A 19,149-nucleotide genomic window follows, 5' to 3' on the forward strand; every position below is an offset into this window, starting at 1 on the left:
AAACGCCCGGTTACATTCCGAACCCGGAAGCTAAGCCTTACAGCGCCGATGGTACTGCAGGGGGGACCCTGTGGGAGAGTAGGACACCGCCGAACAATCTTTGGAGGACCCCTGGTCCCAGCGTTCAGCTGGGACCAGGGGTCCTTTTGTTTTTAGAATGCTTGCAGTACCGAAGACAGGAGTCACCATGTCCACCAACTCTCCCGACGACCGACCGGAGCGCGACCAGCGCCGACGGGACAGTGGTGACCGTGGCGAACGCGGCGGCTTCCGCCGCGACAACGACCGCGGTGGGAACGACCGTGGCGGCAATCGCGGTGGTGGTGACCGTGGTGACCGGGGTGGCTTCCGGCGCGACGACAACCGGGGCAGCAGCTACGCGCCGCGCCGTGATGACCGTGGTGGTGACAGCCGTGGTGGTGATCGCGGGGCTCGTCCTCCGTTCCGTCGCGATGACCGGCCGGCCGGGCCTCGTCGGGACGACCGTGACCGTGGGTTCAGGCGCGACGGCGACCGGCCCGCCTTCCGCCGTGACGACCGCGGCGAGCGCGGGGACCGTGGCGAGCGCGTAGAGCGCCGCGACGACAATCGTGGCGGCTTCCGCCGGGACGACAACCGTGGCAGCGGCTACGCGCCCCGCCGTGACGACCGCGGTGGTGACAACCGTGGTGGCTTCCGCCGTGACAACGACCGCCGCGATGACCGCCGTGACGACCGCCGCAGCGACGACCGCGGTGGCTTCCGGCGCGACGACAACCGCGGCGGCAGCTACGCGCCGCGCCGTGATGACCGTGGTGGTGACAGCCGTGGTGGTGATCGCGGGGCTCGTCCTCCGTTCCGTCGCGATGACCGGCCGGCCGGGCCTCGTCGGGACGACCGTGACCGTGGGTTCAGGCGCGACGGCGACCGGCCTGCCTTCCGCCGTGACGACCGCGGCGAGCGCGTAGAGCGCCGCGACGACAACCGCGGCGGCTTCCGCCGGGACGACAACCGCGGCAGCAGCTACGCGCCCCGCCGTGACGACCGCGGTGGTGACAGCCGTGGTGGCTTCCGCCGTGACAACGACCGCCGCGATGACCGCCGTGACGACCGCCGCAGCGACGACCGCGGTGGCTTCCGGCGCGACGACAACCGCAGTGCTGGTGGTGACCGTGGCGGCTTCCGGCGTGACGACAACCGCGGCAGCAGCTACGCGCCCCGCCGCGACGACCGTGGCCCCCGCAGGGATGACCGCGGTGGGCGGCCCGGTGGGTTCCGTGGACGGGACGACCGGCGCGGCGGCGACGACCGGCGGGGTGGAGGGCGTTTCCGTGACGAGCGGGACCGTGACCGCGAGCCGATCAAGCGGCTGCCGATCCCCGAGGACGTCACGGGCGACGAGATCGACAAGGACGTACGGCAGGAGCTGCAGAGCCTGCCGAAGGGGCTCGCGGAGGACGTCGCCAAGAACCTGGTGATGGTCGCCCGGCTCATCGACGAGGACCCCGAGGCCGCTTACGGCTACTCCAAGGTGGCCCTGCGCCTGGCTTCGCGTGTCGCCGCCGTACGGGAGGCGGCCGGGTTCGCGGCGTACGCCAGCCAGAAGTACAGCGAGGCGCTCGCCGAGTTCCGGGCCGCGCGGCGGATGACCGGGAACGTGGAGCTGTGGCCCGTCATGGCCGACTGCGAGCGTGGGCTCGGGCGGCCGGAGAAGGCGCTGGACATGGCCGGGGCGCCCGAGGTGCACAAGCTCGACAAGGCCGGGCAGGTGGAGATGCGACTCGTCGCGGCCGGTGCCCGGCGTGACATGGGGCAGCTGGACGCGGCGATCGTGACGCTGCAGAGCCCCGAGCTGGCCTCCAACTCCGTGCAGCCGTGGACCGCTCGACTGCGGTACGCCTACGCCGACGCACTGCTCGCCGCCGGGCGGGAGGGCGAGGCACGGGAGTGGTTCGCCAAGGCCGTGGAGTCCGACAAGGACGGCAGCACGGACGCCTCCGACCGGCTCGCCGAGCTGGACGGGGTCGAGTTCGTCGACGCCTTCGACGACGCCGAGGACGAGGCCGCCGAGAAGGTCGTAGAAGTCGTAGAAGTAGCAGAAGGAGAAGACGCGAAAGGCGAGGGCGTCGAGGACGACGAGGACGTCGAGGACGTCGAGGACGATGGCCTCAAGGACTGACACGCGCGAGCGGTAGCAAGGGGCGGGATCCCGGGATCCCGCCCCTTGTCGCGTTATACGTCCAGTGCGCGCAGGACGAGGCCCGACGCCGGTTTCGGGCCGAACGACGTCGACTTGCGGGGCATCGTGACGCCCTGGCGGGCGAGGTCGCGGACGACCTCCTCGCGGACCGGGTGCATCAGGACAGCCGTGCCGCCGTCGCGTTCGGCCTTCTCGACCGTGGCGGCAGTGTCGTGGATGTAGGCGATGCGGGCGGGGTCGTCCTCGGGGACGTGCCAGATGTGGGCGAGGAGCGTGGCGTGCAGGACCGTGGCGTCCAGGGTGCGCCAGGCGGCGGGGCGGTCCGTGGGGATCGTGCGCGACAGGAGGTCCCGGTCCGGGCGGTCCACGAGGTGGAAGGCGCCGTCGCCGGCCAGGAGGAAGCCGTTGCCCGCGCAGGCCGCGTCGGCGAGGGTGTCCAGGGCCTCGGGCAAGGGCACGTCGAGGCGTCGTACGCGGAAGAGGCCTTCGAGGAGTGCCAGGGAACGGGCCACCGGGATGCCGTGCAGGAGGCGGTGGATGGCTCGGACGCGCAAGGGGTAGCGGGCCGTGTCGACGAGGAGGACCAGGCCGTGGTCCCAGGGGCTGGGGGAGGGGTGCTCCGCGCGTAGACGGCGGTAGGTCGCCCAGCGGTGGTGGCCGTCGGCGATGAGGGCCTGGTGCTGGGCCAGGTCGGTCTGGATGCGGGCCACTTCGGCCGGGTCGGTGATCGACCACAGGCGGTGGCTGTAGCCGTCCTCGGTGGTGGTGGCGAGGAGCGGGGGCTGCTCGGCCGTGCGTTCGACCACGGTCGTGGTGATCGACTGTGAGCCGTTGCCGCGGTAGGTGAGGAGCAGCGGCTCCAGGTTCGCCGAGGTGGCGCGCATCAGGGCCGCACGGTCGGCGACCACATGCGGCATGACGTCCTCGTGGGGCAGGACCACACCCTCTGACGGCTCCGACAGGCGCAGGGTGCCGATGAGTCCGCGCTGGAGCAGGCCGGCGCCGTCGTGCTGTTCGTAGACGTACAGGCCGGGCTCGGGGTCGGCGGCCAGGATGCCCTCGGAGAGCCAGCCGCGCAGGGTGCGGGCCGCCTGTTCGTTGCGTTCGGCCGGAGTCGTCGCCTGCGGGAGGATCAGCCGGACGATGTTGTACGGGTCGTTGGACTGGAGCTGGTGCAGGCCGTCGGGGCGGACCACGACGTCGTACGGCGGTGATGTCACGGCGGCCAGGCTGCCGACCCGGTCGGGGTTGTAGCGCAGACCTCGGAACGGGGTGAGTTCCAGGCCTCGGCGCGCCGTTGCTTCCGGGTGACCTGCTGTGTTCATCCCGGCATCGTACGGGTGTCAGTGCCATGGGGGATGATCGGGGGAAAGCCGTCGAACGAGGAGCGATGCGGAATGAGCCAGGGCGCGAGGACGAGGCCCGAGGGTAGTGGGCAGGCCTTGAGCGAGGCGTACGACACCGCCCTGCTCGACCTCGACGGGGTGGTGTACGCGGGAGGGAGCGCGATCGCGCACGCCGTCGAGTCGCTGGCCACCGCGCGTGAGGGGGGCATGCACCTCGCCTACGTCACCAACAACGCGCTGCGGACGCCTGACACGGTGGCCGAGCACCTCACCGAGCTGGGGATACCGACGGGGGCCGATGACGTCATCACCTCCGCGCAGGCCGTCGCCCGGCTGATCAGCGAGCAGGTGCCGGCCGGGGCGCGGGTGCTCGTCATCGGGGGCGAAGGGCTGCGGGTGGCGCTGCGGGAGCGTGGTCTCGAGCCCGTGGAGTCCGCGGACGACGATCCGGCTGCGGTCGTGCAGGGCTTCGGTGGGCCGGATCTGCCCTGGGGGCGGTTCGCCGAGGCCAGTTACGCCGTCGCGCGTGGGGTGCCGTGGTTCGCGTCCAACACCGACCTGACGATTCCGAGCGGTCGCGGGATCGCGCCGGGCAACGGCGCGGCGGTGGAGGTCGTGCGGATAGCGACCGGTGCCGAGCCGCAGGTCGCTGGCAAGCCGTTGCCTCCCATGCACCGGGAGACGATCCTGCGGACCGGTGCGAAGCGGCCGTTGGTGGTCGGGGACCGGCTGGACACCGACATCGAGGGCGCGTTCAACGGCCAGGTGGACTCGCTGCTCGTGCTCACCGGCGTCACCGACGGCGCCCAGTTGCTGGCCGCGCCGCCGCAGCACCGGCCCACCTATGTGGACGCGGATCTGCGGGGAATGCTCACCGGTCAGCCCGAGGTCACCGAGGCGGGAGACGGCTTCCGGTGCGGGGGGTGGACCGCGAAGGCCGGGAAGGAGCGGCTGGAACTCGACGGTGACGGCGAGGCCCTGGACGGGCTGCGGGCGCTGTGCGCGGCGGCCTGGACGGCGGCCGGGGAAGGTGTGTGCGAGCTGGATGGGGGGAAGGCGCTGGCCAGGCTGGGGCTCTGAGGCGTCGGCCGCAAGGGGAGTCCTGAGTGTCCGCGGACATTCGGTCCTCGGCTTCCTGGCTGGTTGGCAGGGTAGGCTAACCTAACTGCGTGTTGGTCGACAGTCCTCCCGAACAGCGCGCGGAGACCGCCCCCGCGCCCCCAACCCGCCGGGCGATACGAGCTCTTGGGCTCCTCGTCTCCGTGGCGATCCTGTTGGCCGTCGCGGTGGCGAGCATCGCGATCGGTGCGAAGGGGCTGACCGTCGGGCAGGTCTGGCACGGTCTCTTCCACGACACGGGAACCTACGGCGACGTCGTGGTGGCCGACCGGTTGTCGCGGACGATCCTCGGGCTGCTCGCCGGCGCCGCGCTGGGCCTGTCCGGGGCGGTCCTCCAGGCGCTCACCCGCAATCCGCTGGCCGACCCGGGACTGCTCGGCATCAACGCGGGCGCGTCCGCCGCGGTGGTCACCGCGATCACCTTCTTCGGCGTCACCTCGCTCAGCGGCTATGTGTGGTTCGCCTTCCTCGGCGCCGCCACGGTGGGTGCCCTGGTCTGGTTCCTCGGCGGCAGCCGGGGCGCCACCCCGGTGCGGCTCGCGCTGGCCGGTACGGCGATCAGCGCGGCGCTGTACGGCTATCTCCAGGCCGTGATGATCACCGACGACCAGGCGCTCAACAAGATGCGCTTCTGGACGGTGGGTTCGCTGTCCTCGGCGAGCAACTCGACCATCATGCAGGTGCTGCCGTTCCTCGCGGCCGGCTCGCTTCTCGCCCTCGGGCTCGCCCGGCCGCTCAACGCGATGGAGATGGGCGACGACACCGCCAAGGCCCTCGGCGCCAACCTCAACCGCACCCGGGCGCTGGCCATGCTCTCGGCGACGGTGCTGTGCGGGGCCGCGACCGCCGCCTGCGGACCGATCGTCTTCGTCGGCCTGATGGTGCCGCACATCGTGCGCTCCTTCACCGGCCCCGACCTGCGCTGGATCCTGCCGTACGCGACCGTCCTGTCGCCCGTGCTGCTGCTCGGCTCCGACGTGATCGGGCGGATCGTGGCCAGGCCCGCGGAGCTCCAGGTCGGCATCGTCACCGCGATCATCGGCGGGCCGGTCTTCATCTTTCTCGTACGACGGCGGAGGACGGCCCAGCTGTGAGGACCAACCGTGCCATCAGGACCCCCGGCGGGCTCTCCGTCCGGCTGGACGTCCGGGCCACCGTCGTCGTCGCCCTGATCCTGCTCGCCGCGCTCACCGCGAGCGTGGTGCTGATCGGTACCGGCGACTTCCCGATCCCCGCCGGGGACGTGCTGAAGACGCTGCTCGGCAACGGCAACGCGGGGCAGGAGTTCATCGTCAACGAGCTGCGGCTGCCGCGGGTCCTCGTCGGGCTCCTGGTCGGTGCCTCGCTGGGGCTCGGGGGCGCGCTGTTCCAGGCCATCTCCCGCAACCCGCTGGGCAGTCCGGACGTGCTCGGGCTCAGCCAGGGCGCCACGGCCGGGGCGCTCACCATGATCGTGCTGTTCTCCGGGAGCGCGACCCAGATCACCCTCGGAGCGCTCGTGGGCGGACTCGTGACCGGGCTCGCCATCTATCTGCTCGCCTGGAAACAGGGGGTGCACGGGTACCGGCTCGTCCTGGTCGGCATCGGCGTCTCCGCGATCGTCACCGCGGTCAACGGCTATCTGCTGACCCGGTCCACGCTCACCGAGGCCGCCCAGGCCGTCGTATGGATGACCGGCTCCCTCAGCGGCCGGGACTGGACGCAGGTGTGGCCGCTGCTGTGGCTGTGCGCGGTCCTCGTCCCGCTCGTGCTCGCCAACGGGCGCGGCCTCAGGATGATGGAGATGGGCGACGACGTCTCCAACGCCCTGGGTGTGCGGGTCGAGCGCGTACGGCTGCTGCTCCTGGTCGCCGCCGTCCTGCTCACCGCCGCTGCCACCGCGGCCGCCGGACCGGTCAGCTTCGTCGCGCTCACCGCCCCGCAGCTGGCCCGCCGCCTCACCCGCTCGCCCGGTCCCAACCTGCTGCCGTCCCTGTGCATGGGCGCCACCCTCCTGGTCACCGCCGACTGGGTCTCGCAGAAGGTCTTCGGCGCCGACCAGCTGCCCGTCGGCGTGGTCACCGGAGTCCTCGGCGGGGTCTATCTGCTGTGGCTCCTGGTCACCGAGCGCAGGGCTGGCCGGATATGAGCGCCGAGACGACCCTCACCAGCGGACTGAACAACCCTAGGAGCACCGTGAACCGACTGTCCGCCGACGCCGTCACCCTCGCCTACGACCAGCGCGTCATCGCCGAGCAGTTGTCGGTGGAGATACCCGACCACTCCTTCACGGTGATCGTCGGCCCCAACGCGTGCGGCAAGTCCACCCTCCTGCGGGCCCTCTCGCGCATGCTCAAGCCCAGCCAGGGCAGGGTGCTGCTCGACGGGCAGGTCATCCAGTCGATGCCGGCGAAGAAGGTCGCCCGGACCCTCGGCCTGCTCCCGCAGTCGTCGATCGCGCCCGACGGGATCACCGTCGCCGACCTGGTCGGCCGCGGCCGCTACCCGCACCAGGGCATCCTGCGCCAGTGGTCCACCGAGGACGAGCGGGTCGTCCAGGAGTCCATGCGGCAGACCGGGGTCGCGGAACTCGCCGAGCGGTACGTCGACGAGCTGTCCGGCGGCCAGCGGCAGCGGGTGTGGATCGCGATGGCGCTCGCCCAGCAGACCCCGCTGCTGCTCCTGGACGAGCCCACGACCTACCTCGACATCCAGCACCAGATCGACGTCCTCGACCTCTGCGCCGAGCTGCACGAGGAGCAGGGCCGCACCCTGGTCGCCGTCCTGCACGACCTCAACCACGCGGCCCGGTACGCCACGCATCTCATCGCGCTGAAGAGCGGGAGGATCATCGCCGAGGGCGCCCCGAACGACATCGTCACGGCCGAGCTGGTCGAGGAGGTCTTCGGGCTGCGCTGCCAGGTCATCGACGACCCGGAGACGGGGACGCCGCTGGTGGTGCCGGCCGCGCGCAAGGCACGCACGCGCGTGGAGGCCGGCGGCGAGACCGAGACGGTGGGCGCTACAGAAGCTTCCTGAGCTGGAGCAGGTCGCGCAGGCCCGCCTCCAGCTTCACCCGGCCCGAGCCCCAGGCCTTGGCGAAGTTCAGTTCGCCGTTCACCAGGGCCACCAGGTCGTCGCCTGCCATGGTCAGCCTGATCTGGGCCTTCTCCTTCGGAGGGCCTTGCAGGGTGTCGTGCACCACGATCCGGCCGCCGGTCATGCGGCCGACGAAGGTGACGTCGAGGTCGGTGATACGGCAGCTCACCGAGCGGTCCATGGACGCCGCCGCGGCGACGTCCCCCTCGGCGTTGCGCATGTTGTCGGAGAGCTTCTCGAGTGCGGCGCGGCACTCCTCTGTCGTGGCCATCGCGATCGACGGTACCCCAGCGGTTCGGGGTAGCGTCTGGGCATGAGCGACGCTGTTCCAGAGCCTTCACATGAGGCCGTGGCCGGATCCGAGTACGACCCGGCCGCCCCCGCGCCTCTCACCGTGCCCCGCACCCCCACCGGCAACGCCGAGGTCGACGCCCACCTGGAGCGGCTGGGCGACGCCGACCACCTCGCCACGGACGGGCACATCGAGGTGTACGAGGATGTACACCGGGGGCTGCGCGACGCGCTCACCGCGCTCGACGCCCGCCCGGGACCTCCGGCGCCCTCACCCTCGTACGACCAGAGGGCGCCCTCACCCTCGTATGGCACTAGGAGCTGAACCGAACGTGGCAGGAGTCGCACGCCGTCGGCTGGACGCGGAGCTGGTCCGGCGGAAGCTGGCGCGCTCGCGTGAGCATGCCGGGCAGCTGATCGCGGCCGGACGGGTCACCGTCGGCAAGACCGTCGCGACCAAGTCCGCCACCCAGGTGGAGACCGCGGCCGCGATCGTGGTGCAGAGCGACGACAGCGATCCCGACTACGTGTCCCGCGGCGGGCACAAGCTCGCGGGCGCCCTTCAGGTGTTCGTGCCGCAGGGGCTGGCCGTCGAGGGGCGGCGGGCGCTGGACGCCGGGGCCTCCACCGGCGGTTTCACCGATGTGCTGCTGCGGGCGGGGGTCGCGCACGTGGTCGCCGTCGACGTCGGTTACGGACAACTCGCGTGGTCTCTCCAGAGCGATGAACGCGTCACCGTCAAGGACCGTACGAACGTACGCGAGTTGACGCTCGAAGCGATCGATGGGGAACCAGTGGATCTTGTCGTGGGGGATCTGTCCTTCATCCCGCTCGGACTGGTACTGCCCGCCCTGGTGCGGTGCGTGAAGCCGGACGCCGATCTGGTGATGATGGTGAAACCGCAGTTCGAGGTGGGGAAGGAACGGCTGGGCAGCGGGGGAGTCGTACGGAGCACGCAGCTGCGGGCGGAGGCCGTGCGGGGAGTGGCCGAGAAGGCGGGGGAACTCGGACTCGGGGTGAAAGGCGTGACGGCAAGCCCGTTGCCCGGACCCTCGGGCAATGTCGAATACTTTCTGTGGCTGCGTGCCGGGGCGCCCGCCCTGGACCCGGCCGACGTCGACCGTGCAGTGGCGGAGGGGCCCCGTTGAGCCAGAACCGAGCTCGTACTGTTTTCCTGCTCGCCCACACCGGGCGGCCCGCGGCCATTCGCAGTGCCGAGCTCGTGGTGAAGGGGCTCCTGAGCTCCGGCATCGTCGTGCGCGTACTGGAGTACGAGGCGGCCGACCTGCCGCTGCCGCCCGAGGTGGAGCTCGTCAAGGAGGCGACACCGCAGTGCCTCGAAGGGTGCGAGCTGCTCATCGTGCTCGGCGGTGACGGGACGCTGCTGCGCGGCGCCGAGTTCGCCCGGGCGTCCGGGGTGCCGATGCTCGGCGTCAACCTGGGCAGTGTCGGATTCCTCGCGGAGGCCGAGCGGGACGACCTCGACAAGGTCGTCGACCGGGTGGTGACCAAGTCGTACGAGGTCGAGGAGCGGATGACGGTCGATGTCGTCGTTCACCGGAACGGGGACATCGTCCACACCGACTGGGCGCTGAACGAAGCGGCTGTGCAGAAGGCGGGCGCGGAGAAGCTCCTCGAGGTCGTACTGGAGATCGACGGACGGCCGGTCACGGGGTTCGGGTGTGACGGGATCGTGCTGTCCACGCCCACCGGGTCGACGGCGTACGCGTTCTCCGCGGGCGGGCCTGTGGTGTGGCCCGAGGTGGAGGCGCTGTTGATGGTGCCCATCTCCGCGCATGCGCTGTTCGCGAAGCCGTTGGTGACCTCGCCGAACTCTGTGCTGGCGGTGGAGTTGTTGCCGCATATCCCGCCGGGGGTGTTGTGGTGTGACGGGCGGCGGACCTTTGAGTTGCCGCCGGGGGCGCGGGTGGAGGTGCGGAGGGGGGCTGTGCCGGTGCGGTTGGCTCGGCTGCACCATGCGTCGTTCACAGACCGGCTTGTGGCGAAGTTCGCGTTGCCGGTTTCCGGGTGGCGGGGGGCGCCTCACTAGCCAGCTGTGGGGGCTGGTTGCGGAGCGTCGGCGGGTGCGGGTGGTTTGTGGTTGCTCGCGCAGTTCCCCGCGCCCCTGAAGGCCTGACACTCCCCCGGGTGACAAGGGCACCTCGCACTCGGCCGCCCCGACCTCGTAAGGTCTTCACCGTGCTGGAAGAGATGCGGATACGGTCGCTCGGAGTCATCGATGACGCCGTTGTCGAGCTGTCGCCCGGGTTCACCGCTGTCACGGGTGAGACGGGCGCGGGCAAGACCATGGTGGTCACCAGCCTGGGGCTGCTGCTCGGTGGGCGGGCGGACGCGGCGCTCGTGCGGATCGGGGCCGAGAAGGCGGTCGTGGAGGGGCGCATCACCGTGTCCCCGGGCGACTCCGTCGTCGTACGCGCCGAGGAGGCCGGGGCCGAGCTCGACGACGGGGCGTTGCTGATCAGCCGTACCGTTTCCGCCGAAGGGCGCTCCCGGGCGCATCTGGGCGGGCGGTCGGTGCCCGTGGGGGTGCTCGCCGAGCTCGCCGACGAGCTGGTCGCCGTCCACGGGCAGACCGATCAGCAGGGGCTGCTCAAGCTGAACAGGCAGCGGCAGGCGCTCGACCGGTACGCGGGGGACGCCGTCGCCGTGCCGCTGACCAAGTACACCGAGGCCTACCGGCGGCTGCGGGCCGTCTCCGCCGAGCTCGACGAGATCGTCACGCGCGCGCGTGAGCGGGCCCAGGAAGCCGACATGCTCCGGTACGGGCTCGACGAGATCGCCGGCGTGGAGCCGCGGGCCGGTGAGGACGTCGAGCTGGCGGAGGAGGCGGAGCGGCTCGGGCATGCCGAGGCCCTGGCATCCGCCGCTACGGCCGCACACGCCGCCCTTGCCGGGAACCCCGAGGATCCCGAGGGCATCGACGCCGCGACGCTCGTGGCGGGCGCTCAGCGGGCTCTGGAGGCGGTGCGGTCGTACGACCCCGCCCTGGCCGCGCTCGCCGACCGGATCGGGGAGATCGGGATCCTGCTGGGCGACGTGGCCGGGGAGCTGGCGGGATACGCCGACGACCTGGACGCCGATCCGCTGCGGCTGTCGGCCGTCGAGGAGCGGCGGGCCGCGCTCACCGCGCTGACGCGCAAGTACGGCGAGGACGTGGCCGCCGTGCTCACGTGGGCCGAGCAGAGCGCCGCGCGGCTCACCCAGCTCGACGGCGACGACGAGCGGATCGGTGAGCTGACCGCCGAGCGGGACGCACTCAGGGCCGAACTGGGCGGGTTGGCGCAGGCCTTGTCGGACGCGCGAACCGAGGCCGCGGAGAGGTTCGCGGCGGCGGTGACGGCAGAGCTGGCCTCGCTGGCGATGCCCCACGCGCGCGTGTCCTTCGCCATCCGGCAGACCGAGGACCCGGACGGCGTGGAGGTCGGCGGGCGCGCGGTCGCCTACGGCCCGGCCGGTGTCGACGAGGTCGAGCTGCTGCTCGCCCCGCACCCGGGCGCCCCGGCGCGGCCCATCGCCAAGGGTGCGTCCGGTGGTGAGCTCTCGCGCGTGATGCTGGCCGTCGAGGTCGTGTTCGCGGGGACCGACCCCGTGCCGACGTACCTCTTCGACGAGGTCGACGCCGGCGTCGGCGGCAAGGCGGCGGTCGAGATCGGGCGGCGCCTCGCGCGGCTCGCGAAGACCGCGCAGGTCGTCGTGGTGACGCACCTGCCGCAGGTCGCGGCGTTCGCGGACCGGCAGTTGCTGGTCGAGAAGACGAACGACGGGTCCGTCACCCGGTCCGGTGTGAAGGTGCTGGAGGGCGAGGACCGGGTGCGGGAGCTGTCCCGGATGCTCGCCGGGCAGGAGGACTCGGAGACGGCCCGGGCGCACGCGGAGGAGTTGCTGGCGACGGCTCGGGCGGACGCGTGAGGGGTGCGTCCCCGGGGCTCGCCGCATCGCTCGGGCTCGCCGTGTCGCTGGGGCTCACAGCGGCCCTGACACGCGCCGGTACAGCCGTCCTTCGCGCCGAGGCGCCGGGCGGCCGGGAGCGGTGGGAGCGGACGAACTACGCCGGGCGGACGGTCGAGTTGTACGCCGGGCCCGCGTGTGCGCTGGCCGCTTCGGCCGGGGCTTGGCGGGTCCGGCCCGCCGCGGGGGTGGCCGTCGCCGTCGCCGGGCTCTGCGGGGCGTACGACGACCTCGCGGGGGACCATCGGCGGGGGTTCCGGGCGCATATGGCGGCGCTGCGGGAGGGTGAAGTCACCAGCGGTGCCGTCAAGTTGTTCGGGATCTCGGCCGCTGGGCTGGTCGCGGGCGCGCTGATGAAGGAGCGGGCCGTCGACAGGGTGCTGGCGGGTGTCGTCATCGCCGGGGCCGCGCATGTCGTCAACCTCGTGGACGTACGGCCCGGTCGGGCGGCCGGTGCGGTGGTCGCGCTCGGGGTGCCGGGGATGGTGCGGTCGGAGTTGGCCGCGGTGGCTGTGGGTGCGGCGGCAGCCGTGTTGCCGGATGACTTCTCCGAGCGCGTGATGATCGGGGACGTGGGGGCGCATGCGGTGGGGGCGGCGCTGGGAGCCGCTGTCGTCGAAGGGAACGGGAGGGCCGGGCTCCTCGCGCACGCGGCCGCGGTGGTGGCTGCGGCTGTCTGCGGGGACCAGGTGAGTCGTATGTCGGCCGCGGGCCGGTGGGGCTTCTCGCGCCCACGCGGCGGTAGCCGCACATACGGCACAGCCCCGCGCCCCTTCAGGTCGGGCACCGCCAGGCCGGAAGAAGGGTCACGTCACTCTTGTGAGTGACCCCGACTCGCCGCGCACGCCGTTCCCCCGTTCTCCGCATGCGCGGAACACCCGTGCGTGCTGGCATCCTTGGCAGAGAACCCATCACGCGTAGGAAGCGCGCGGTACACCCCTCCGCTCGATACCTTCTGTACGTTTCCTCGTGACCGTCCGACCCGAAGCAGGAGCCCCGGCCACGTGACCCCCGTGAGCAGCCACTCACCGCACGGCCAGTCGCCGCTGCGCACCGTGCAGGTGCTGGGCGGAGGCAATGCCGGCAGCAGCGCGCATGTGCGCTCCCTGACCTCGGGGCTTGTCGCGAGGGGCGTGCGGGTCACGGTGTGCGCCCCCGCCGAGGCGGATCGCGCCTACGACTTCTCCGGGGCCGGCGCCGAACACGTGCACGTGCCGCGCAGCAGTGATCCCACCTCCGTGGCCGTGCTGCGGGCCGCGTGTGCGGACGCCGACCTGGTCCACGCGCACGGGCTGCACGCCTCGTTCCGCGCGGTGCTGGCGCTCAGCGGGCGGCGCACACCGCTGGTCGTGACCTGGCACGACCGGGCGTACGCCGAGGGCGCGCGGGCTCATTTCGTGCGCCTTCTGGAACGCCGGGTTGTCAAGGCCGCTTCGGTGGTGCTCGGGTCGACCTCGGCACTCGTGGACCGCGCGCGCAGGACCGGTGCCCGGGACGCCCGCCTCGCCGCCGTGGCCCTGCCCGGGCCGCGCGGGGTCGTCGAGCAGGACGATCCCGACCGGATGCGGCCCAAGGTGCGGGCCGAACTCGGCGCCACCGGGCGCCCGTTGCTGATGGCGGTCGGCGCCCTGGAGCGGCACAAGGGCTACGAGACGCTGCTGGACGCCACTCGCGCGTGGCGTCTCCTCGACCCCGTGCCGCTGGTCGTCGTCGCGGGGGAGGGACCGCTGCGGGCGGTCCTGCAGAGCCGTATCGAGGAGGAAGGGCTGCCCGTTCGCCTGCTCGGGCGGCGTGACGACCTCCCCGAACTGCTCGCCGCCGCCGATCTCGCGCTCCTGCCCAGCCGTTGGGAGGCGCGCTCGGTGCTCGCCCAGGAAGCCCTCCACGCGCGTGTGCCGCTCGTCGCGACCGAGGTCGGCGGCGTCCCCGAACTCGTCGGCGACGCGGCCGAACTCGTCCCGTACGGCGACCCGGAGGCCCTCGCCGAAGCCGTCGTAAGGCTGCTCGGTGATCCCGAGCGGCAGGAGCTGCTGAGGGAGCGGGGTGTGCGGCAGGCGGCCACTTGGCCCACGGAGGACGAGACCGTGGCGCAAGTGCTCAGCGTCTATGACGAGTTGACCCAGCCCCGGCCCCTCATCTGACAGCTACGGCACGTGTCTGCGTGCGCGCAGGGCCAGGCTCAACGCCAGTACCGTCTGCGGGTCGTCGAGGTCGGTGCCCAGCAACTCGCCGATGCGGGCGAGGCGGTTGTAGAGGGTCTGCCGGTTGAGGTGGAGTTCGCGCGCCGTCTCCGCCTTGCGGCCCGCGTGCGCCAGGTAGGTCTCCAGGGTCGGCAGCAGGGGCGGCTTGGAGCGGTTGTCGTGGGCGCGCAGCGGGCCGATGGCGCGGTCCACGAACGCGGCGAGGTCCGGGTGGTCGCGCAGCCGCCACAGCAGCAGGTCGATGTCGAGGCGGCGGGCGTCGTACCAGGGGCGGTCCGACAGGCCCTGCGCCGCCGTCGCCGTCTCCGCCGCGTGCCGCAGGCCCGCCGAGGCGGCCGCCCAGCCGCCGGCGACCGCGACGACCACCACCGGCGGCTGGGCGCCCGGGCGTTGCATCCCGGCCCGCTCCACGCCCGCCCGCAGGGCCGCCGCGACCCGGTCCGCGACCGCCGCCCGCTCCGACTCCGCGCGCAGCCCGAGCAGGACGAGCACACGGCCCTCGACGGGCCGTACGCCGAGCAGGACGGGCACGCCGACCGAGGCCAGCTCCTCGGAGACCGCACGGGCGAGCACCGCCCAGCCGCCGCCCGAGGAGCCGAGGTGCATCACCACGGGCAGCAGCGGGCCGGTGCCCGGCCGGAAGCCCAGCACGCGCGCCTGTGCGGGGGCGTCGCCGGCGGTGATGCGACCCTCGGCGAGGTCGGTGAGGAAGTCGCCGCGGCCACGTGCCGCGAGCTCCTCCTCCTGGCGGGCCTGCATCAGGACGACGGCCAGGATGCCCGCCGCGCGTTCGGCCGCCATCCGGTGCACGGGCGCGAGCGGGGCCCGTACGGGAAGCAGGACCAGCCGCGCCCGTACCGAACCCGCGCCCGGCCCGCCCCCGGGGACGTCCACGAGGACCGAGCCGGACGGCGGGGTGTCCTTGTGCTGGCCGCGCAGCCCCTCCCACACCTGGAGCGGGTCGGCGCCCTCGGGGCCCTCCCCGGCGGCGTACAGGAGACGGCCGTCCGTGGTCTCCAGGAAGACCGGGTTGCCGCCGAAGTCGGCCAGGATGCCGAGGACCTGCGGGACCCCGCCGCCGCCCAGCAGGGCCTCGGTGCAGCGTCGGTGCACCTCCTCGGCCCGTTGGAGCAGCGCGTAGTGGCCGTTGACGATCTCGGTGTGGATCTCCTCGGTGACCGCCACGAACGCCACCTCGCGGTGCAGCTGGACCAGCGGGAGGCCGGTCGCGCGGGCCGTGTCCACGAGGGCCGCGGGGAGGCGGGTGAAGCGCGGGCCGAGCTCGACGACCAGGGCCGCGATCCCGCGCTCGGCCAGGGTGCGCACGAACGCGCGCTGTTCGGCCGGGCGGGTGCCGAGCCCGTAGCCGGTGGTCAGCAGCAGCTCCCCGCCCTTCAGCAGGGAGGCGATGTGCGGCACCTCGCCCGCGTGCACCCAGCGCACGGTCCGGTGCAGCCGGTCCGCGCCCGCCAGGATCTCCGGGAGCCCGCTGCGCAGACCGGGCAGCTCCAGCGCGCGCTGCACGGTGATCCCGGCGCCCTGGGTGTCGAAACCGCTGTTCGTAGCGCTGTCCATGAGCCGGACGCTACCCGAGGCGTGCCCGGTGCCGTGCCGGGGTAACGGCCGGGACATGGACGTCAGCGTGGTGGCCGTGGCCAGGGAGGACGACAGCCCCGTCGAGGAGCCGGTACGGGTGGCGGTGGCCGCCGACCGGCTCGGGTACCGGGAGGTGTGGGCGGGGGAGGGCCCGACGTGGGACGCCTTCGTCCTCGCCACCGCGATAGGGCGGGCCACTGAGCGGGTCGCGCTGGCGGCGGGGCCGGTCCCGGTGAACGTGCGCGACGCGTACACCACGGCCCGGGGCGCCGCGTCGGTCGCGGCCCTTGTCGGCCGCCGGGTCGGGGTGGCCCTCGGCACGTCCAGCAAGCGGGTGGTGGAGGGCGTGCACGACCGGCCCCGGGTGCGGCCCGCCGCCGTACTGGAGGAGCAGGCGGCTGCTCTACGACGGCTCCTGCACGCTTCCCCGGGCGAACCGGTCGTGCCCGGCAGCGCCTTCCGCCGGCGTCTGCCGCCGCCCGGCGGGCCCCTCACGGTGGCCGCGTTCGGGCCGCGCGCGATCGCCACGGCCGCCGCGCACGCCGACCGCATGCTGCTGGACGTGGTCTCCCCGGACCAGGTGCGGGCGCTCCGCGCGGAGCTGGACGGGGCGGCCCGGAAGGCGGGCCGTACGCCGCCCGCGCTCGCCGCCTGGCTGCCGGCCGCCGTCGACCCCGACCCGCGGTCGCTCGCGCAGGTGCTGGGCAGCATCGCCGGATACCTGACCGTGCCCGGCTACCGCGAGGTGTTCACCGAGGCGGGGTTCGAGGAGGCGGTGCACCTCGCCGCGAGCGGGGCGGACCGGGAGGCCCTGGTGCGCGCCCTGCCCGCGGCGGCCGCCGGCACGGTCGGGCTGGTGGGCGACCTGGACGCCGTACGGGCGCGGATCGGCGAGTACGCCGACGCCGGTCTCGACGAGATCGCCCTGGTGCCGGCCACGGCCGGGGACCCGGGCGGCGAACGGACGCTGACCGCGCTCAGGCCGGCCTGATGTTGACGCCGAAGTTCCCGCCGCCGCCGTGCAGACCCCAGAACAGCTCGGGGTACCGTCGGCGGTGACCAGCTCGGCGCCGAGGAGGTTGTCCACGGCCGGCCCGCACGAGCGTCATAGCCAGCCGCTGCCGCCGCCCAGGACGAAGCCGCCCACCCCGGTCGTGGCGGGGCCGTACGGCTCGCAGGTGCGGTCCAGGTCGCTCATCGTGGCGCCGCCCGCGACGCGTACCGCCCGGGCGTCCGGATCCACGGTGACCGCGCGCATGTGACGCAGGTCGACGACCACTCCGCCGTCGTTCAGCGCCATGCCCGCCACGCAGTGCCCGCCGCCGCGCACCGCGATCGGCAGGTCTGCCCGGATCGTCGGGGCGAACACGTCGCCGGCCAGATCCTCGCGCGGCGCGGAGAGTGCCGCGCCCGCCTCCGACGGGGATGCCATGGGTCGCCCCCTTCCGTGCAGGGGCTGTGGGATCCCAGCCTGGGCGGGCGTGGCGCTCAGGTCCTGTTCCGCCGCCGGTCGTCACCAACCGGTAGGACTCAGCCTCCGTACGCCCCGGACGCCGTCAGACGCAGGGCGGTGTCGATGAGCGGGACGTGGCTGAAGGCCTGCGGGAAGTTCCCGACCTGGCGCTTGAGGCGCGGGTCCCACTCCTCGGCGAGCAGACCGAGGTCGTTGCGGAGCGAGAGGAGCTTCTCGAAGAGCTTCCTCGCCTCGTCAACCCGGCCGATCATCGCGAGGTCGTCCGCCATCCAGAACGAGCAGGCCAGGAAGGCCCCTTCGTCGCCGGGGAGGCCGTCGACGTTCTCCTCACCGCTGGAGGTCGGGTAGCGCAGGATGAAGCCGTCCGGGGTGGACAGCTCGCGCTGGATCGCCTCGATGGTGCCGATCACGCGCTTGTCGTCCGGCGGCAGGAAGCCCATCTGCGGGATCAGCAGCAGGGAGGCGTCCAGCTCCTTCGAGCCGTAGGACTGCGTGAAGGTGTTGCGCTCCTTGTCGTAGCCCTTCTCGCACACGTCCCGGTGGATGTCGTCGCGCAGTTCGCGCCACTTCTCCAGCGGGCCGTCCGCGTCACCGGACTCGATGAGCTTGATGGTGCGGTCCACGGCGACCCAGGCCATCACCTTGGAGTGCACGAAGTGGCGGCGCGGGCCGCGCACCTCCCAGATGCCCTCGTCCGGCTCGTCCCAGTGGTCCTCCAGGTAGCGGATCAGCTTGAGCTGGAGCAGGGAGGCGTAGTCGTTGCGGGACAGGCCCGTCATGTGGGCCAGGTGCAGGGCCTCGGTGACCTCGCCGTACACGTCGAGCTGGAGCTGGTGCGCGGCGCCGTTGCCGACCCGGACCGGGGCGGAGTTCTCGTAGCCGGGCAGCCAGTCCAGCTCGGCCTCGCCCAACTCCCGTTCGCCCGCGATGCCGTACATGATCTGCAGGTTCTCGGGGTCGCCCGCGACCGCTCTGAGCAGCCACTCGCGCCAGGCGCGGGCCTCCTCGCGGTAACCGGTGCGCAGCAGCGAGGACAGGGTGATGGCCGCGTCACGCAGCCAGGTGTAGCGGTAGTCCCAGTTGCGGACGCCGCCGATGTCCTCGGGCAGCGAGGTCGTCGGGGCCGCCACGATGCCGCCGGTGGGGGCGTACGTCAGCGCCTTGAGGGTGATCAGCGAGCGGATCACCGCCTCGCGGTAGGGGCCGTGGTACGTGCAGTGCTCGACCCACTCGCGCCAGAAGTCCTCGGTGGCCTCCAGCGACTGCTCGGGCTCCGGCAGCGGGGGCGGCTGCTTGTGCGAGGGCTCCCAGGAGATGGTGAAGGCGATCCGGTCACCCGGGGCGACCGTGAAGTCCGAGTACGTCGTCAGGGACTTGCCGTACGTCTCGCAGTCGGTGTCGAACCACACCGAGTCCGGGCCCGCCACGGCGACCGTGCGCCCCTCGTGCTTGTGGACCCACGGGACGACCCGGCCGTACGAGAAACGCATCCGGAGGGCCGAGCGCATGGGCACGCGGCCCGAGACGCCCTCCACGATCCGGATCAGCTGCGGGGCGCCGTCACGCGGGGGCATGAAATCGGTCACCCGGACCGTGCCGCGTGAGGTGTCCCACTCCGATTCCAGGATCAGGGAGTCGCCGCGGTAGGTGCGCCGGGCCGCGGTGGGGGGCTCGGCGTCGGCCGCGTGGGCGGGGCCCAGGCGCCAGAAACCGTGCTCCTCGGTGCCCAGCAGGCCGGCGAAGATGGCATGCGAGTCGAAGCGGGGCAGGCACAGCCAGTCCACCGTGCCGTCCCGGCAGACCAGGGCTGCGGTCTGCATGTCTCCGATGAGTGCGTAGTCTTCGATGCGCCCGGCCACGTGCAACTCCAGTCGAACGGCCACGTCACCCCCTCAG

16 protein-coding genes, 1 rRNA gene and 1 pseudogene are annotated in these 19,149 nt (G+C 72.7%); 13 read left to right on the forward strand and 5 right to left on the reverse strand.

Going from position 1 to position 19,149, the window contains the following annotated elements; all coding sequences use genetic code 11:
* Positions 1 to 95, forward strand: a 5S ribosomal RNA gene (gene rrf / locus ACFYZ8_RS24200); the annotation flags it as partial.
* 1,253 nt (positions 96 to 1,348) lie between these two features.
* The gene (locus ACFYZ8_RS24205) at positions 1,349 to 2,158 is read left to right on the forward strand and encodes a hypothetical protein (protein WP_388536345.1); all 810 of its coding nucleotides are present in this window, start codon (positions 1,349 to 1,351) and stop codon (positions 2,156 to 2,158) included.
* Positions 2,159 to 2,211: 53 nt separating this feature from the next.
* On the opposite strand, the gene ACFYZ8_RS24210 is transcribed toward ACFYZ8_RS24205, so the two are convergent.
* Positions 2,212 to 3,504, reverse strand: coding sequence for a DUF1015 domain-containing protein (locus ACFYZ8_RS24210; protein ID WP_388536314.1), 1,293 nt, complete (start codon positions 3,502 to 3,504; stop codon positions 2,212 to 2,214).
* A gap of 72 nt (positions 3,505 to 3,576) precedes the next feature.
* Between ACFYZ8_RS24210 and ACFYZ8_RS24215 the strand changes: the two genes are divergently transcribed.
* The 4 genes from ACFYZ8_RS24215 (at position 3,577) to ACFYZ8_RS24230 (ending at position 7,662) form a co-directional block, all read left to right on the forward strand.
* A complete protein-coding gene (locus ACFYZ8_RS24215; protein ID WP_388536312.1) occupies positions 3,577 to 4,605 on the forward strand; it encodes an HAD-IIA family hydrolase in 1,029 nt (342 codons plus the stop codon).
* An 89-nt stretch (positions 4,606 to 4,694) separates the two neighbouring features.
* Positions 4,695 to 5,738 (forward strand): FecCD family ABC transporter permease, encoded by a 1,044-nt coding sequence (locus ACFYZ8_RS24220; protein ID WP_388536311.1) that lies wholly within the window; start codon positions 4,695 to 4,697, stop codon positions 5,736 to 5,738.
* Entirely contained in the window at positions 5,735 to 6,772 is a 1,038-nt protein-coding gene (locus tag ACFYZ8_RS24225; protein ID WP_388536309.1) for a FecCD family ABC transporter permease, read from the forward strand. Before ACFYZ8_RS24220 ends, ACFYZ8_RS24225 begins: the two co-directional genes overlap by 4 nt.
* Positions 6,769 to 7,662, forward strand: coding sequence for an ABC transporter ATP-binding protein (locus tag ACFYZ8_RS24230; protein ID WP_359031872.1), 894 nt, complete (start codon positions 6,769 to 6,771; stop codon positions 7,660 to 7,662). The genes ACFYZ8_RS24225 and ACFYZ8_RS24230 overlap by 4 nt, the downstream gene beginning before the upstream one ends.
* On the opposite strand, the gene ACFYZ8_RS24235 is transcribed toward ACFYZ8_RS24230, so the two are convergent.
* Positions 7,646 to 7,993, reverse strand: coding sequence for an SCP2 sterol-binding domain-containing protein (locus ACFYZ8_RS24235; RefSeq protein WP_359031873.1), 348 nt, complete (start codon positions 7,991 to 7,993; stop codon positions 7,646 to 7,648). The two genes, ACFYZ8_RS24230 and ACFYZ8_RS24235, sit on opposite strands and share 17 nt — an antisense overlap.
* A 42-nt stretch (positions 7,994 to 8,035) precedes the next feature.
* Between ACFYZ8_RS24235 and ACFYZ8_RS24240 the strand changes: the two genes are divergently transcribed.
* The 6 genes from ACFYZ8_RS24240 (at position 8,036) to ACFYZ8_RS24265 (ending at position 14,123) form a co-directional block, all read left to right on the forward strand.
* A complete protein-coding gene (locus ACFYZ8_RS24240) occupies positions 8,036 to 8,338 on the forward strand; it encodes a hypothetical protein (RefSeq protein WP_388536308.1) in 303 nt (100 codons plus the stop codon).
* Positions 8,339 to 8,345: 7 nt separating this feature from the next.
* A complete protein-coding gene (locus ACFYZ8_RS24245) occupies positions 8,346 to 9,161 on the forward strand; it encodes a TlyA family RNA methyltransferase (RefSeq protein WP_356112908.1) in 816 nt (271 codons plus the stop codon).
* Positions 9,158 to 10,063 (forward strand): NAD kinase, encoded by a 906-nt coding sequence (locus ACFYZ8_RS24250; RefSeq protein ID WP_359031875.1) that lies wholly within the window; start codon positions 9,158 to 9,160, stop codon positions 10,061 to 10,063. Before ACFYZ8_RS24245 ends, ACFYZ8_RS24250 begins: the two co-directional genes overlap by 4 nt.
* Before the next feature lie 161 nt (positions 10,064 to 10,224).
* Positions 10,225 to 11,943: a DNA repair protein RecN gene (gene recN, locus ACFYZ8_RS24255; RefSeq protein WP_388536343.1), complete on the forward strand. Its 1,719-nt coding sequence runs from the start codon at positions 10,225 to 10,227 to the stop codon at positions 11,941 to 11,943.
* Positions 11,940 to 12,809, forward strand: a complete 870-nt coding sequence (locus tag ACFYZ8_RS24260; protein ID WP_388536307.1) for a hypothetical protein — start codon at positions 11,940 to 11,942, stop codon at positions 12,807 to 12,809. The genes recN and ACFYZ8_RS24260 overlap by 4 nt, the downstream gene beginning before the upstream one ends.
* Positions 12,810 to 12,986: 177 nt before the next feature.
* The gene (locus ACFYZ8_RS24265) at positions 12,987 to 14,123 is read left to right on the forward strand and encodes a glycosyltransferase family 4 protein (protein ID WP_359031877.1); all 1,137 of its coding nucleotides are present in this window, start codon (positions 12,987 to 12,989) and stop codon (positions 14,121 to 14,123) included.
* 3 nt (positions 14,124 to 14,126) lie between these two features.
* On the opposite strand, the gene ACFYZ8_RS24270 is transcribed toward ACFYZ8_RS24265, so the two are convergent.
* Positions 14,127 to 15,758, reverse strand: a complete 1,632-nt coding sequence (locus ACFYZ8_RS24270; protein ID WP_388536305.1) for a PucR family transcriptional regulator — start codon at positions 15,756 to 15,758, stop codon at positions 14,127 to 14,129.
* Positions 15,759 to 15,813: 55 nt separating this feature from the next.
* Between ACFYZ8_RS24270 and ACFYZ8_RS24275 the strand changes: the two genes are divergently transcribed.
* A complete protein-coding gene (locus ACFYZ8_RS24275) occupies positions 15,814 to 16,770 on the forward strand; it encodes an LLM class F420-dependent oxidoreductase (protein ID WP_388536304.1) in 957 nt (318 codons plus the stop codon).
* Positions 16,771 to 16,774: 4 nt separating this feature from the next.
* Here the strand turns inward: ACFYZ8_RS24275 and ACFYZ8_RS24280 are convergent.
* Positions 16,775 to 17,211: pseudogene (locus ACFYZ8_RS24280) on the reverse strand (FAD-binding protein); the annotation flags it as partial.
* 98 nt (positions 17,212 to 17,309) lie between these two features.
* Positions 17,310 to 19,112, reverse strand: coding sequence for a glycoside hydrolase family 15 protein (locus ACFYZ8_RS24285; protein WP_359032040.1), 1,803 nt, complete (start codon positions 19,110 to 19,112; stop codon positions 17,310 to 17,312).
* Between the last annotated feature and the right edge of the window lie 37 nt (positions 19,113 to 19,149).

It is taken from the genome of Streptomyces sp. NPDC001668 (assembly GCF_042893155.1).
Classification (GTDB): domain Bacteria; phylum Actinomycetota; class Actinomycetes; order Streptomycetales; family Streptomycetaceae; genus Streptomyces.

What these genes read in the sequence shown, in the direction of transcription:
- ACFYZ8_RS24275 (WP_388536304.1), top strand. Translation starts at nt 15,814, where the DNA reads ATGGACGTCAGCGTGGTGGCCGTGGCCAGGGAGGACGACAGCCCCGTC.
- ACFYZ8_RS24210 (WP_388536314.1), bottom strand. Translation starts at nt 3,504, where the DNA reads ATGAACACAGCAGGTCACCCGGAAGCAACGGCGCGCCGAGGCCTGGAA.
- ACFYZ8_RS24230 (WP_359031872.1), top strand. Translation starts at nt 6,769, where the DNA reads ATGAGCGCCGAGACGACCCTCACCAGCGGACTGAACAACCCTAGGAGC.
- ACFYZ8_RS24235 (WP_359031873.1), bottom strand. Translation starts at nt 7,993, where the DNA reads ATGGCCACGACAGAGGAGTGCCGCGCCGCACTCGAGAAGCTCTCCGAC.
- ACFYZ8_RS24270 (WP_388536305.1), bottom strand. Translation starts at nt 15,758, where the DNA reads ATGGACAGCGCTACGAACAGCGGTTTCGACACCCAGGGCGCCGGGATC.
- ACFYZ8_RS24240 (WP_388536308.1), top strand. Translation starts at nt 8,036, where the DNA reads ATGAGCGACGCTGTTCCAGAGCCTTCACATGAGGCCGTGGCCGGATCC.
- ACFYZ8_RS24215 (WP_388536312.1), top strand. Translation starts at nt 3,577, where the DNA reads ATGAGCCAGGGCGCGAGGACGAGGCCCGAGGGTAGTGGGCAGGCCTTG.
- recN (WP_388536343.1), top strand. Translation starts at nt 10,225, where the DNA reads ATGCGGATACGGTCGCTCGGAGTCATCGATGACGCCGTTGTCGAGCTG.